Genomic DNA, 15455 nt, shown 5'->3' with positions numbered 1-15455 from the left:
TCGAGTTCTTGAAACGGACACTTTCAATTAAATTGCGTCAGAGAACTTGTCGACTGCCCAGGGGATGGTCAATGGGTTCGGCATACTCATTGCATTGCCCACGTTTTCGTCCATCCAGCGGACCTTGCCTTCGCGAACAACGTCCAGCTTGCTGAATGTTGGATCCTTCTTCAAGGTATCGGCGGCACCCTGGTAATCAAGGATGAAGAGGTAATCGACGTTGTTGAGGTCGCTGTAGTTCTCAGGTGCGATGTCGCGGTAGAACTCGCCCCCGTTACCTTCGAGCTCCTTCGGGATCTCGAAGCCCAGACTCTTGATAAACTGCCCGCGACCGTCACCGGAGGTGTACAGGCCGATCTTTCCCTGATAAGGCATGACGATAGCCGCACGCTTGCCTTTGAGCTCAGGGTGCTGCTGTTGGAAATCATCGAAGGCCTTCTGCGTTTCTTCGACGAGTTTGTCGCCTTCTTCTTGCTTGTCTACAGCGCCGGCGATCTGGTTGACCTGATCCCGCCAGGGGATCTGCCAGTCCGTGGCACCGTCTGGCTTAACGGTGGTTGGGGCGATGTCATTAAGCGCCTTCTTCGCCTGCGCGTCTACGGCAGAGTTCACCGCAATGATCTTGTCCGGATCAGCGGCGGAGATCTTCTCCAGGATTTCAGCAGTGAATCCGTTGGCAGTACCGTAAACCACTTCAGGCTTGTTGTCACCGAGCTTTTCGGTAGCCCATGGGCCGACGCCAGATGCATCAACATCTCCCTCAGCACCCCAGGGCGCTACGAGGACTGGTTGGATGCCTAGAGCGAGCAAGGTATCGCTGTCTCCCAGGCCAACTGCGGCGATGCGCTCGTCCCCGGTGCCCTCATTTTTTGACGCCGCCGCGTCGTCGCCTCGGGAGCAACCAGACAGAACAAGAGTGGATGCTGCCAAGACAGCGGCGGTCTTCAGCGCCGCTCGACGGGTCAGCGAATTGTTTCGAAACATGTGAAAACCTAACGCGTAAGGAACTCTTTGAAACGCTGTAAAGTACCCGTAGCCCCAAGAGACTGATGGCCTCTTTCGGCTACGGCCAACACAGCAATCGAGCCTATATTACACAGGTAAGGCTAACCACACAACAGGCTACCCTAAATTAGTCCGCTTCCTGCTCGGCCGCTACCGACTCCATCGCCGCCCTGGCCACCGTCGCCACGCTGGCCACCCTAGCCACCCTGGCCACTGTCACCGCCCTGGCCACCCTAGCCACCCTGGCTCTCAATGCCGAGATGCTCGCGCTATTGCAACTCGTGGCACCAACTGTCGGAAAAGTTGCACTTCGAAGGTCGAAATGTCGCTAGAACGGGAATCTGTCAGCACAGGCGCGCCTCCGAATTTTGCGACAATTCCCTGACCTGCAGTTTTGCGGAGCTGCAAATCAGTGTCTTTAACGCATTCCCGTTCTAGCGACATTCACCCCTGCTAGCGCCCCAAATACGGCGCCGTCGGCCACGCATCCCCGGTCTAGCGACATCTGCACATCCTCACGCCGCCAAATAGGGCGCCGGCGCCTCCCGTGACGCAATCCCCCCCCCAGCACTGCGCTCGCACAATCTCACATTCCGCTGGCGCTGCAGCCAAGCGGAAAGCGTGGGCGTCAATAAGAAAAAATAGGCCCCCTACCGCAACAATGTGAACTACTCCCCATTAGTTGGACTGAGAAATCAGTTACCGACTAGTGGGGAGTAGTTGTCATTGAGAGCACGAAGTTCGCTAAGTGCCGAGGCTTAACTTTTTGCGCTTTTAAGTACTGCGCTCAACTACTGGTCAGCGACCAACAACTCCGCAATCTGGATGGTATTCAGAGCAGCGCCCTTACGCAGATTGTCGCCAGAGACAACCAGCACCAGGCCACGCCCCTCCGGAACCGACTGATCGACACGGATACGACCCACCAGGGACTCATCCACACCAGCGGCGGCAAGCGGATTCGGAACGTCGACGACCTTCACGCCCGGCGCGGACTCCAGCAGTTCGGTTGCCTTCTCTACGGACAGAGCATTCTCAAACTCAGCGTGAATCACCAGCGTGTGGCCAGTGAACACCGGAACGCGCACACAAGTACCAGCAACAGCCAGCTCGGGGATAGACAGAATCTTGCGGGACTCATTGCGGAGCTTCTGCTCCTCATCAGTCTCCAGCGAACCATCATCAACAAAGTTTCCAGCCACCGGCAGCGCGTTGAAAGCAATCGGTGCGACATACGGACCAAAGTCCTCCGCAACCAGAGCCGAACCATCAGTGGTCAGCTTCTCCAGGTTGTCGATGTTCTCGCGCACCTGGCCAGCCAGAGTATTCACACCAGCAAGGCCCGAACCCGAGACCGCCTGATAGGAGGACACACGCAGACGCTGCAACCCGGCCTCGTCGTGAAGCGGCTTGAGAACCGGCATCGCGGCCATGGTGGTGCAATTCGGATTCGCGACAATGCCCTTCGGGATGTCCTGCAAAGCATCCGGGTTGACCTCGGAGACCACCAACGGGACCTCCGGATCCTTACGCCACGCCGACGAGTTATCAACAACAACAGCGCCAGCAGCCGCAAAACGCGGAGCCTGCTCCTTCGACAGCGTGCCGCCAGCGGAGAACACCGCGACATCAATGCCCTTCAGATCCTCGTCAGAAGTAGCCGCGACATCCTCGACAACAATCTTCTCGCCGCGGAACTCCAACTCCTTGCCCGCACTACGAGCAGAAGCGAAAAAACGAACCTTATCGGCCGGGAAATTACGCTCCGCCAGAAGAGTGCGCATCACACGACCAACCTGGCCAGTGGCACCAACAACAGCAATCGTGGTCATGAAAACTCCTTAACGTCCCGTACCAGCGTAAACAACAGCCTCAGTGTCTCCACCGAGATTGAAAGCGTCGTGCAGGGCCTTCACAGACTTGTCGACATCCTGGTCATTAACCAGCACCGAGATACGAATCTCAGAAGTGGAAATCAGATCGATATTCACACCCTCATCAGCGAGCGCCTCACAGAACGTCGCAGTCACACCCGGGTGGGACTTCATGCCAGCACCGACCAAGGAGACCTTGCCCACGTGATCGTCGTAAAGCACGTCCTTCCAGTCGTTGTCAGCCTGCAGCTTCTTCAGCAACGCCATCGCCTTCGGAGCATCCTCGCGCGGGCACGTGAAAGTAATGTCAGTGCGGTTATCCGCGACGGTGGAGACGTTCTGCAGCACCATATCGATGTTGATCTCCGCATCCGCAACAGCACGGAACATCTTCGCCGCCTGGCCCGGATCATCCGGAATGCCCAGCACGGTCACCTTCGCCTCGGAGCGGTCATGCGCCACACCGGTCAACACTGCTTCTTCCATAGGAATATCCTCCATCGATCCATCAACAAGGGTGCCAAGTTCATTGCTATACGACGAACGCACACGCAACGGGACATTAAACGCACGGGCGTATTCGACACTTCGCAGCTGCAAAATCTTCGCGCCAACCGCGGCCATCTCCAACATCTCCTCGAAGGAAATGTTGTCCAAACGCTGTGCGTCCGGCACAATGCGCGGATCCGCGGTGTACACGCCGTCCACGTCGGAGTAAATCTCGCAGACGTCCGCCTCTAGGGCTGCCGCGAGGGCAACCGCAGTGGTATCCGAGCCACCACGGCCCAGCGTAGTGACGTCCTTGGTCTCGCGGTTTACACCCTGGAAACCGGCCACTAGGCAGATATGGCCCTCATCGAGAGCCTCACGGACACGGCCCGGAGTGACCTCGACAATGCGGGCGTTACCGTGGCGCTCCGTGGTAATCACGCCAGCCTGTGAACCGGTGAAAGACCGAGCCGAGGCGCCGAGGCTTGCAATCGCCATAGCGACCAGTGCATTAGAAATACGCTCACCGGCGGTCAGGAGCATATCCATCTCGCGTCCCGGCGGGACCGGGTTGACCTGCTCAGCGAGGTCCAGAAGCTCATCGGTGGTGTCGCCCATTGCCGAGCAGACAACCACGACGTCATTGCCCTGCTTTTTGGTTTCCACAATTCGTTCTGCAACACGACGAATGCGTTCGGCGCTCTCCAGGGATGAACCACCGTACTTCTGCACAACCAGTGCCATGGTCGGCAACCTCCAAAAACTAGGCAACTATATGCACGTAACTATTACTGACTCAATTTACTTGAGTCGCATTCGTAATTACATAGTGGGTTACCAAAACGTAGCTTGTGGGGGTTGCGTGGAGGGTTTGGATCGGGTTGCGTAGGGGTTGCGGGGTTATTGGGCATGGGTTGGGTGCGGATCGGACGCTGCTGCGGGCTGCAAATGTGAAACTGACTAAGTTTATGACAAAAATATGCCCTGAAACTTGTCAAAACTGACATAAACCTAGTCAGTAACTCTCGGTACTGTGCCAAGAACTCCGGGCTCAGCCAGCTCCACTCCGGGCTCCCCGGCCCGAGCTCAGTCAGCATATCGGCCGAACCAGCTAATTCCCGAGGCGCTGCGGGCACCAACCACTGCCCCGCCCAACCCCTGCGAAGTGGACATGACAAGTGTTGCATGCCTAGCATTCCCTACGTGAACAATGACCTTCTCGCTGCGATACTGGCACTGCTGTCCGCACTCAGCATCGCGTGGGGAACCGTCATCCGCCACAACCTCTCCGGAACACTGGAAGAGGGCACCAGCACACTTCGCGGAGTGGCGAAGACCCTGAAGCTGCCGCGCTGGTGGCTGGGCTCGGGCCTGGCGATTGCCGGGTATGTATTTCAGGTCGCGGCGTTGGCATTTGGCACGTTGCTCCTGGTGCAGCCGTTGTTGGTCATGAAGCTGATGCTCACGCTCCCGCTGGCGGCGAAGGTCAACGGTCGGCGGATTTCGCGGTCAGAGATGATCTGGTCCGTGGCGCTTACTTTTGCGGTGGCGACGCTGGTGTTGCTCGGCAAGCCGACCGCCGGCTCCACCGATATCCCCACCTACCTGTGGGGATGGGCTCTTGCCGTCGGTGGCGTGGTCACCTGCGGGCTTTATGCCGCTGCAGTTCAGTGGCCCAACACCGGCACCGGCGCCGGTGGCGACTCAGACACCAAACAGCGCGGAGTGCTGCGCCAGAACCCGAAGGCCCTGCTGCTCGGCACAGCAACCGGCTGGCTGTACGGCTTCGTCGCGTTGCTGTCTAAGTCGGTGGTCGATACTTATGTCAATGACGGACTCGTCCAACTCCTGCTCTCCTGGGAACTCTGGCTGCTGGTGGCACTGGCGGTTATTGGCGTCGGCCTGCAGCAGGCGGCTTTTAACGCGGGACCGTTGCAGGCTTCGCTGCCAGCTATGACCGTCGTGGAGCCGATCGTTGCCTTCAGCTTGGGATACATCGTTCTTGGTGAGCGCTTCCAGGCGGTTGGTGTGCAGTGGGTGGCGCTGTTTATCGCACTGGTGACCATGATTTCTGCCACTATTGCCCTGGCGGCTCGGCCGGCAGAGGCGACCTCCACAAGCGCCACAAGCGCCCCAAGCACCGAAAACACCGCAGACACCGCGACCACCGACGCCCCAAGCATCGCAAACACCGCAGACACCGACACCACAAGCACCGCAAACACCACCACAGATTCCACCGATGCCACAGCACGGTGAGTAGAGTTCAGCTCTCCCGGGTTGCATGACCTAAATTGGTATGTGCACTTATTAAGTCGTTAGCGATTTGTCGGCCTGGCTATCCCTGCCCGGGAACTGTCCCTGGTGAGAAAGACCCGTGGCCGCTATGCACAAGGTCACCAAAGGTAGGACTCGATGGGGCGTCATTCCCATTCCAAGCGGGCAACTTCCAAGCGGGCATCTAAACCGACATCTAAGCGGAAGTCCGAACGCGCAAACGATACTAACGCCAGCGCCGCATCCAAAACCCAAGCAAAGCCCCAAAAAGGCAAGAAGCTCAACTCGAACACCATCATCGCCCTGCTGTTGATCATTGGTGGTTTGGGAGTGCTGCTGTACCCGGTTGTCGCAACGCAGTGGAACAACTTCCTGCAGGCCCGCGCCGCAGATGAATACTCCAAGCTGGAGAAATCCGCTCCTCCTGAGGTCTTGGACACCGCCTGGAATGAGGCCCACGAGTACAACGCCAGCCTCGGCGAGGTCAATCCCGGCGACGCCTGGACCACCTCCGATGACGAGTCTTCCCCGGAGTACCAACGCTACCGCCACTACCTCGACGTGCTTGGCGAGACCGACGCGCTCGGCCGCATCGTCATCCCGTCCATCAACTCTGACCTGCCCATTTTCCACGGCACGTCGGAAAAGTCGCTCTCGCGCGGGGTCGGTCACCTCTACGGCACCGACTTCCCGGTCGGCGGCGTGGGCGAGGGTGAAGGTCGCCACGCGTCGCTGTCGGCGCATACGGGTCTGCAAAATGCGACGCTGTGGGACAACCTCGACAAGGTCAAAAAGGGCGACGCGTTCTACATCGCAGTCGCGGGTCATAAGTTGAAGTATGAGGTCCACGACGTAGCCGTCGTAAAGCCGGATGAAACCGATGCTTTACGACGCGTCCCCGGAGAAGACCTAATCACCCTGATTACGTGCACGCCTTACGGCATTAACACGCACCGCCTGCTGGTGACGGGGCACCAGGTGCCGATGGATCCTGACGAGGAATCCGTGTTCGACGGCAGCGGTTCGCAGTGGCAGTGGTGGATGTGGGCCATCCTGGCAGCAGCGGCGGTGATTATTGCGCTGCTGATTTGGTGGCTGCGGAAGCTCTCGCGCGACGGCAAGAGCGAACCGGAGGCCGAGCGCGAGAGCGACGAGACAGAGAATGACGAGGCGGAGGATTAGGCCCCCTTACGAAGTCGCCATCACCTTCGTCTCCTCGATTGCGTTCTTGATCTCGTTGATTCCCTTTTCAAAGATGCGCTGAAGGCCCAGCGCCAGAATCAGCGACGGGATGATGAACAGCGCCAACATGAACATCAGCTTCCAGTAGTCTGCCTCATAGATACCGGCGATGGAGCTGCGGAACATATCGATCGCGTAGGTACCCGGCAGCCAAGGGCTAATGTTCTGGACCCACTGTGGCACCAGCGGCAGCGGATACGCGCCACCTGCGGCCGAGACCTGCATCACCAGCAACAGCACGCAGATGGCCTTGCCGGCGTTGTCGAAGGTGAAGACGAACGAGAAGACAATCATCATAAACACCAGCGAAATCACCCAGCCGGCCAGCAGCATCAGGAATCGGTGCGCGGGCTCGATGCCCACGTACACCTGGAGTCCCAACACCATCAGTGTGGACTGAACCAGGCCCACGCTGGCGAAGGTGGCGAACCGGCCGAAGTATTTCTCGACGCGGGTGTAGTCATCGGTCTGGGCAGCGTTGATTTGCTGGTCGCTGGACTTCTCGGCCTCAGCGTCAGCATCATCGCCGACCTCAGCGGCTGCATCGCTCTGCGCATCATCGAGCGCCTCATCGCTCTGCGCATCATCGAGCGCAGCTTCGACCTCATCAGCACCGACCTCATCGCCGACCTTCTGACCGTCGCGGCTACGGACCGTGGTGCGGATCAGTACCGACGACAGCAGCGCACCGATCCACAGCGCGAGGGTCGCATAGAACGGCGCCATACCCGCACCGAAGCTCTGGACTGGGAAGACGGGGTCCTCCTCGACCTGCACCGGCGCGGCCAACTGCGCTGCCAGGGCACTTGGGTCATCACCGACGGCCTCAGCAATTCGCGAGAGGTCACCGGTGTCCTTCGCCTCTTCCAGCGCGTTGTGAATCTCGTCGAAGCGAGCGGCCAAATCATCAAAGCGGGTGCTCAGACCCATCGTGGCGGCGCTGGTCTTACGCAGCGTGTCCACCGGCGAGCCGGAAATCGTACCGCGGATGCCGCGAATGTCCTCGCCAATGACCTCGATGTCGTTGCTCAGACGCGACACCGGCTCCGACAGCGCGTCGATCTGCGGGCGCAGGTTCTGCTCGTAGGAGTTTTTGGCATTTTCCACAGCGGCAATCGCAGCCGTGAAAGCGTCCTTCGCCTGGCTTATCGACGATCCCGTATCCCGGCCACCACGCAAATCCGCCGCCACGGCGGAGAAACTCTCCTGCAGCCCACGGGTGCGAGCAATCGAGGTGTTCAGATCGGAAATCGCGCGGTCATAGCCCGGCTTAGCGACACCCGGAACCACTGCCCCAACGGTGTCCTCCAGGCGGTCACGCATCGCAGTCAGACCGTCGGCCTGCTGGCCAAATTTGGCCGCCATCGCATCAAAGGTATCTGCGGTCGCGCCGCTGGTGGCCTGGGTGCCGTCGACAAGCTCGTTGACGCGATTGCGCACGCCTTCGTAGCTCGACTGCGTTGCGTCGAGCGCCGTGCTAACCGAGTCGCGAACATTGCCGACCGCGGCATCCAGATCGCCGGCGACATTGCCGTCCCCCGAACCATTGCGCAGAATGTCCATCCGCGCACCAGCGTTTTCCAAAATGGAATCCGCGGTCTCCACCAGCGGCACGGTGGTCTCCACCAGCGTAGACAGCGAACGAGCAGTCTGCGCACCGGAGCGCAGTCGCGCGGCGGTGTCATCAACGCGGTTTTGCACGCGCGTCAGTGCCTGCTTGGAGTCGGAAGTGTTCAGGTACTCATCCAGCGAGGTAATCGCGCCCAGCCCAACACTGGCGACGACCTGCGTGAAGTTCTTGTCAATCTCCTGAATAACGCCACTCGCGCCCTTACTCGTAATGATTGACGAAAGCGCGTTCTTCTTCTCATTCGTATAGAGCGTCAGCTTAGGCGCCTTGGTGCCTCGGACGTAGAAGGTCATCAGTTCGGTACTGAAGTTCTCCGGAAGCACGATTGCCGCGTAGTAGTCACCGGACTTAGTGCCGTCGATGGCGTCCTCAGAATCCGTAATCTGCCAGTCGATGTCGTGATTACGGCTCAGCTTCGACAGCACCTCATTGCCCAAGTTCACGTCAATCGCACCGATATCCGTGCGATGACCACGGTCATTACTGGCGACCGCAATCTTCAGCTTTTCGGTGTTCTCAAACGGCTCCCAGCTGGCCAGCACGTTAAAGCAGGTGAACAGCAGCGGAATCAGCACCAGACCGAAAACCATGATGCCGGTCATCGTGTTCTGGCGGATTACCCGAAAGTCATTCCGCACAATTTCAAGAACGTTTCTCATTAGGCTTCACCTTCTGAGGAAGTCTTCACGCTTGCCGACGACACCTTCGCCTGTGGCTCAACCGAATCACCAGCATTTTCCAGCGAGTACGCATGCGGATGGGAAGCTTGGTGCTCCATGTAGGCGCGCAGCTCCTCCTCCGACAGCTCGCTGAGCTCCTGGGCGTGAATCACAGACTGCTTGACGTACTCGCGCACCGCGATGTAGGCGAGGCAGAGCAGCACAAACAGGCAAGCCAGACCGAAGAACAGGGCCTTCTGATCCGGGTAGTTACGGGCCAAAATACCCAGCACCACCAGGGCGGCCACGGCGATGCCAATGGCCATGCGCATGAACAGCGTGTAGCTGCCACGCAGATTCTCCATCCGCTCGTCGACTCGCGATTGGTACTCCTCGCGGTTACGCAGCGCAAAGACGAGGTCACTGAGCTTGTATCCGCTACCGACCAGGTGGACTTCTTCGTTGTTGACCAGTCCGCCCTCTTCAAGCTGGTGGTTAACCAAGACATTGACCGAGGACAGGCTGCGGCGCAGCCAGTAACCGACCACGTAGGCGACCACTGCCATGGCCATCAAGGTGAGCATGTTCTTCAAGTAGTAATTCGAGTAGAAACCACCAATGGTCTCGCGGAGAGCATCAATGCCGTAGGTCAACGGCAAGAACGGATTCAGTGCCTGGAAGAAGTCCGGTGTCATCTCAATTGGATAGAGACCGGCGGCACCAGGGATTTGAATAAACGCGAGCACCACGGCGATACCGCGTCCCACGTGCCCAAATGCCGCCACCATACTGTAAATAATGGCGAGATAACACAACTCCACCACGACACAGGTGAGGACGAACGCAACCGCACTGACATTCTGCACACCAATGACAATGTCACCAATGGAGACAATCAGCGCCTGGAAAATAGCGATGATGCCCAGTAGCAAGGTACGGCCCATGTACGCCTGGCCGACCGTGATTTCCTTGAAACCTTCCGCATCAACTTCCACGCGGAAAATCACAATCAGGATGAACGCACCAATCCACAACGACAGGTTGGTAAACAGCGCCGCCATACCCGAGCCGTAGTGATCCACCGGGAACACGGCCTCAGTCTGGATCTCGGCCGGATCGCTCAGGAACTGCGAAATTCCCTCGGGGTCGAGGTCATTGACCATGTTCATGGCTTCGCGCTCTTCGGTGGTACCCAGGGTAAGAACATCGAGACGCGCGGTTTCCAGGCCATCGCGTACGCCATCAAGGTCAGCCTTGAAGCTCTCGAGGACCTGATCCGCAGCGGAAAGCTGCCCACTCGTAGCGTCGAGAAGCGCGGACGTTTCCTTGACGGTGTCCTTTTGCGCGCCCAGCGCCGCCGCGTACGAACCCACGCGCGCGTTGAGCTGATTAAGCGCCTTGCTCAACTGCGGGAGTGCGTCCTGGGACGCCTGACGAATCTGATCCGAGGCGGCCTTGCCGTCCTTAGTGGCCTGCGCCAATGCCTCGCTGGTGGCGTTGAGGGAGTCAAGAGTTCCCTGCGCCGAGCCGGAGACGTTCTTCAGGCCCTCCACCAGCTCTTTATTGGTGGCGTTGCTCTCGTCGAGCGCATCGATTGTGCGCTGGATTGCCTGTTTATCCGGGCCGTTGAGCGGGCTGGCATCCAACAGGGAATTCAGGCCGCCAATGACCTGATCCGCCTGCTTGACGATGTCCTCCGCCGCAGCCGTCGCGGAATCCGAACGGGAAATTGCGCCCTGCAGATTGCCAGTCATCGCGCCGATCGCGGCGTTGGCGTTACCGGTGCCCTCTACCAGGGCGGTACTGCCCTGCAGGTAGGCGTCGTTGAGATCCGCGGAGAAATTCAGGACCTCGTTGTTGAGCTCACCAGTAATCGCCTGCACCTGCGTCAACGCATCCTGGGCATCGTCGAGGGCCGTATCTACGCTGCCAAGAGTCTTCTTAATCTGCGCAATCGTCGGCTGCAGATCGCCAATCTGCTCCTGGATAGCGCCGACTTCATCGCGGCTATTGGCAACCGCATCAGCGACATCCTGGAAAGCGTCGGCGGAATTGAGACGAGCCGCATCGAACCGGCCCTGCAGCAGGCCGCCAGCTTCCTTAACCTCCTCGGTGACCGCCTTCGCAATCTCCTTATTAAAGGAAGCGGAAATCTGACCATCAATACCGGACGCGCCCTGCGCCGTGATGTGCGGCGAGATCGCGTTGATCTTCTGGTTAGCGCGGTATTTCAGCTTTGCTGGATGCCCCTGCCCTTGAATCAGGTCAACCATTTCCTGCGAGAAATTCGGCGGAATGGTGATTTCGGCATAGACCCTGCCGCGCTTTAGGTCCCGGTCTGCCTTCTCGGCATCGGGGAACTGCCAGCCCAGTTCATGATTTTGTTTTAGTTGTTTGACCACCTGGTTACCGATATTGAGGCTTCCGGTAACCGAGGAACTCGCGCCCTTGTCCTCATTCACAATTGCCACACCGATGTTCTCGGTGTGCTCGTACGGATCCCAGAAGCCCGGGATGTTGAACCAGGAGTACAAGGCAGGGGTGATCATCACGCCGATGATGATTACCCACACTCTTGGGCTATTGCGGAGACGGCGCAAGTCTCGCTTAAGAATAGACCAGCTAGTTTGCACCTTAAGGACGCTATCATCTTTAATCCACTAAATACATTGGTACTAGTTTTAGAACTATCGATGGGTGGGGCCGTCGGCAACGCCTTTCACTGCACGGAGCCCCACCGCACAGCCCCTAACGACGCAGAACTCTTACGGCACAGAAACCCGCGCATATTTCCCCCACTAAAACCCCCGAATGATGAAAATCATATAAACAAAGGGGTAAGGTACATCACATGCAACGCGGACTACTGCTTCTATGCCGCGGCGGGGCTTGGGTTTAAGGCCGGCTCCCCGTCGCGGGGTTAGTTGTGCCGGCCTACAAGAAAAGTCCGAATTAGAAAGGCCCACAACATGTCTCCTTCCGACGCTTTTATTTCCGCTCCTTCTGTAATCTCCACTCCTGCTGGCGAGATTCCGGAAGGACAGCCTGCTTGGAATAAGCAGCGCAACTCCCAGATGGCAACCAACCGCTACCTGCCTTACGACCAGGAAGTTCAGGACTTCCAGCTGAAGGACCGCACCTGGCCGGACAAGCGCATTACTAAGGCACCGGTTTGGTGTGCCGTCGACCTGCGCGACGGCAACCAGGCACTGATTGATCCGATGAGCCCGGAGCGCAAGCGCCGCATGTTCGAGCTGCTGGTCCAGATGGGATACAAGGAAATTGAGGTCGGATTCCCGTCCGCTTCCCAGACTGACTACAACTTCGTGCGCGAGATCATTGAGAAGAACATGATCCCGGACGATGTCACCATCCAGGTTCTGGTTCAGGCTCGCGAGCACCTGATCCGCCGCACCTTCGAGGCATGTGCCGGCGCAAAGAACGTCATCGTTCACTTCTACAACTCCACCTCGATCCTGCAGCGCGATGTTGTGTTCCGTAAGGACAAGGACGCAATCAAGAAGATTGCCACCGACGCCGCGGAGCTGATTAAGACCATCGCGAAGGACTACCCGGACACCAACTGGCGCTGGGAGTACTCGCCGGAGTCCTACACCGGCACCGAGGTTGAGTACGCCAAGGAAGTTGTCGACGCCGTGGTTGATGTCATCGACCCGACTCCGGACAACCCAATCATCATCAACCTGCCGTCGACCGTGGAGATGATCACTCCGAACGTCTACGCAGACTCCATCGAGTGGATGCACCGCAACCTCAACCGCCGCGACTCCATCATTCTGTCGCTGCACCCGCACAACGACCGCGGCACCGGCATCGCCACCGCTGAGCTCGGCTACATGGCCGGCGCTGACCGCATCGAGGGCTGCCTCTTCGGCAACGGCGAGCGCACCGGTAACGTCTGCCTGGTCACCCTGGGCCTGAACATGCTGACCCAGGGAGTCGACCCGCAAATCGACTTTTCCGACATCGATATGATCCGCCGCACCGTCGAGTACTGCAACCAGCTGCGCGTTCCGGAGCGCCACCCGTACGGCGGCGACCTGGTCTTCACCGCTTTCTCCGGTTCCCACCAGGACGCCGTGAACAAGGGCCTCGACGCAATGGCAGACAAGGTCCGCCCGGGCGCTGCCGTCAAGGAGCTTTCCGACGAGGACCTGCGCGCGGTGACCTGGGAAGTTCCTTACCTGCCCATCGACCCGAAGGACGTCGGTCGTTCTTACGAGGCCGTTATTCGCGTGAACTCCCAGTCCGGCAAGGGCGGCGTGGCCTACATCATGAAGACGGACCACGGCATGAACCTGCCGCGCTCCATGCAGGTCGAGTTCTCCTCCGTCGTGCAGGCAGTCACCGACGCCGAGGGCGGCGAGGTCAACTCCAAGGCGATTTGGGACATCTTCGCAGGTGAGTACCTGGACCGCGAGGCTCCACTCGAGCAGATTGCCCTGACTGTCGATGCCCCTCAGAACGAGTCGGACGCCACCAAGATCAAGGCTCACATCGTCTACGAGGGCAAGGAGCAGACCGTTGAGGGTGTCGGCAACGGCCCGCTGGCCGCTTACGCCAACGCCCTGGAGAAGCTCGGCATCAACGTCGAGGTTCAGGAATACGTCCAGCACGCTCGCACCGCAGGTGACGATGCCGAGGCTGCGGCCTACGTCCTCGCAGATGTCAACGGCACCAAGGTCTGGGGCTCCGGCATCGCTGGTTCCATCACCTACGCATCGCTGAAGGCAGTCACCAGCGCGGTCAACCGCGCACTGGCTTAAACTCCACATAGTTACTGACTAGGTTTATGACACTTTCGTGGCAAAATTTGTGCTCAAAGTGTCATAAACCTAGTCACTTTCTTTTTGGGGCAAACTATCCAGCGGTCCCTCGGCCCCGCTACCCAATCAACGGGCCGGCATTGCGCACATCCGCACGGAAAGTCACCCCACCTGCGGCTACCACGCGTTCGCGCTCGATGAGGATTGAACGGAGCGTCGATAAGCGAACTGCGTGCAATTCCACCTCTTTCCACACCACCCTCGCGACATCCAGCCCCGTTGCGCGCAGCGATCGCTCGCGGTAGGTCTCCCGCGTGAGCAGCTCGGACTGAGCCTCGGGCGTCGGCGCGACCTCGCTCGCCGAATACTTGATGTGGCCGTCGAACTCCACGACAAGCAGCAGGTCAGGGATATAAAAATCCACGCGGGCGAGAAAGTGCGGCGGATCGTGGCTGGTGCCGCGAGTCCAGATTTCGGCTTGCTCGTGGAACTTCAGTCCGAGCTCGAGAAGAGCGGCTTTAGTCAGCGCCTCACCGGCCGTTTCGCAGCGACCATGACAGACCGCGAGCGCACGGTGAAACAGCTCTTGACCCCGCACGCTGGGATAATGCACCGGGAGCTCCTCAAGCTGATCGCGCGTGGCGCCATGCCGCAGCGCACCTTCGACAGCCAACACCGCCGCCCGCCACGACACGGACTCCGGCCCCTTCTGCCTGAACCGGACGCGACACTCATCGAAGGCCGCACGCGCGAGCACCGCGACCCGCCGGTCCGCGAGCCCCTGCGTGTGATCCAGATGGATCTCCGAGCGCAAGCGCATGCAATAGTCGATGCCGTGGAACTCCTGACTCCCGCCCACGACCACAATCTTCGCATCGCGCACCAGCACCCACGAACCGTGCAAGGCCAGCGCTGCAGCTCCCGAAATGACGCCTGACGACGTCTCGGAGACCACCGCCAAAGCAGTAATAGCCAGGCGTTTCTCGCGGTGGAGCCCCTCCCAGGCGTGCGCGACTACATAGTGACCTCGGCAAAGCCGCTCCAGATAACCGGCCCGCGCTTGCCTTGCGACCTCGCGGTATCCATTCCCCGGCTGGTCATCCGGCCTAATGATTCCAAACTGGTCCGCCACCAGTTGCTTGCGTTTCTTGTTGACCATTTCTCCCCCGCCCCGTGGTTGTTGTCCTGTGGCTGTTGCCCCGTGGTAGTTATTTCGTCCCTATTTTTGTGGCGCTGTTTTGTGGCTCTATTTGTGGCCTTGGCTTGTGGCACTGTTTTGTGGCCCCTATTTAATAAGGCGCGGAAATTGCCCTCGCGGTTCCATTCCTTTTCGGCTGAGCACCCAGTCGGGGGAAAACTTTTGGGCCTTGCGTGGTTTTTGTAGTTTGCGTGGTTTACGGGACCCGTGTGACCGTGCCCCACGGTCCTTCTGAGCTTGAGGCCGAGCTAGTGCCCAAGTTACTGACTAGGTTTATGACACTTTCGTGGCAAA

General features: G+C 59.0%; 9 protein-coding genes. 3 read left to right on the top strand and 6 right to left on the bottom strand.

Features of this window, described 5'->3' with window-relative positions; translation table 11 throughout:
• Positions 1–27 precede the first annotated feature (27 nt).
• From HMPREF2751_RS08950 to HMPREF2751_RS08940, 3 genes are all read right to left on the bottom strand, one after another.
• Positions 28–984 carry an iron-siderophore ABC transporter substrate-binding protein gene (locus HMPREF2751_RS08950; RefSeq protein ID WP_016421885.1) on the bottom strand — a complete coding sequence of 319 codons (957 nt, stop codon included), beginning with the start codon at positions 982–984 and terminating at the stop codon, positions 28–30.
• Between the two features lie 812 nt (positions 985–1796).
• A complete protein-coding gene (locus HMPREF2751_RS08945; protein WP_049171166.1) occupies positions 1797–2837 on the bottom strand; it encodes an aspartate-semialdehyde dehydrogenase in 1041 nt (346 codons plus the stop codon).
• A gap of 9 nt (positions 2838–2846) precedes the next feature.
• Positions 2847–4112 carry an aspartate kinase gene (locus HMPREF2751_RS08940; protein WP_016421883.1) on the bottom strand — a complete coding sequence of 422 codons (1266 nt, stop codon included), beginning with the start codon at positions 4110–4112 and terminating at the stop codon, positions 2847–2849.
• A gap of 459 nt (positions 4113–4571) precedes the next feature.
• Here HMPREF2751_RS08940 and HMPREF2751_RS08935 point away from each other — a divergent pair, with 459 nt between their 5' ends.
• Entirely contained in the window at positions 4572–5627 is a 1056-nt protein-coding gene (locus tag HMPREF2751_RS08935; protein WP_246823213.1) for a DMT family transporter, read from the top strand.
• Positions 5628–5783: 156 nt separating this feature from the next.
• Entirely contained in the window at positions 5784–6827 is a 1044-nt protein-coding gene (locus HMPREF2751_RS08930; protein WP_070595897.1) for a class C sortase, read from the top strand.
• Positions 6828–6833: 6 nt separating this feature from the next.
• Here HMPREF2751_RS08930 and HMPREF2751_RS08925 read toward each other — a convergent pair whose 3' ends face one another.
• Together HMPREF2751_RS08925 and HMPREF2751_RS08920 are read right to left on the bottom strand one after the other, a co-directional pair.
• Positions 6834–9176, bottom strand: coding sequence for a YhgE/Pip domain-containing protein (locus HMPREF2751_RS08925; protein ID WP_070595896.1), 2343 nt, complete (start codon positions 9174–9176; stop codon positions 6834–6836).
• A complete protein-coding gene (locus tag HMPREF2751_RS08920; protein ID WP_070595895.1) occupies positions 9176–11809 on the bottom strand; it encodes a YhgE/Pip domain-containing protein in 2634 nt (877 codons plus the stop codon). The genes HMPREF2751_RS08925 and HMPREF2751_RS08920 overlap by 1 nt, the downstream gene beginning before the upstream one ends.
• A 336-nt stretch (positions 11810–12145) precedes the next feature.
• On the opposite strand from HMPREF2751_RS08920, the gene leuA reads away from it, so the two are divergent.
• Entirely contained in the window at positions 12146–13963 is a 1818-nt protein-coding gene (gene leuA, locus HMPREF2751_RS08915) for a 2-isopropylmalate synthase (RefSeq protein WP_049193461.1), read from the top strand.
• A 118-nt stretch (positions 13964–14081) separates the two neighbouring features.
• Here the strand turns inward: leuA and HMPREF2751_RS08910 are convergent, their stop codons facing one another.
• The gene (locus HMPREF2751_RS08910; RefSeq protein WP_224783818.1) at positions 14082–15095 is read right to left on the bottom strand and encodes a hypothetical protein; all 1014 of its coding nucleotides are present in this window, start codon (positions 15093–15095) and stop codon (positions 14082–14084) included.
• Between the last annotated feature and the right edge of the window lie 360 nt (positions 15096–15455).

Source organism: Corynebacterium sp. HMSC063G05 (assembly GCF_001810555.1).
In the GTDB taxonomy this organism is placed as follows: domain Bacteria; phylum Actinomycetota; class Actinomycetes; order Mycobacteriales; family Mycobacteriaceae; genus Corynebacterium; species Corynebacterium jeikeium_D.
Note: the sequence above shows the minus strand (reverse complement) of the source record. Positions and strands in the feature narration are given on the sequence as shown.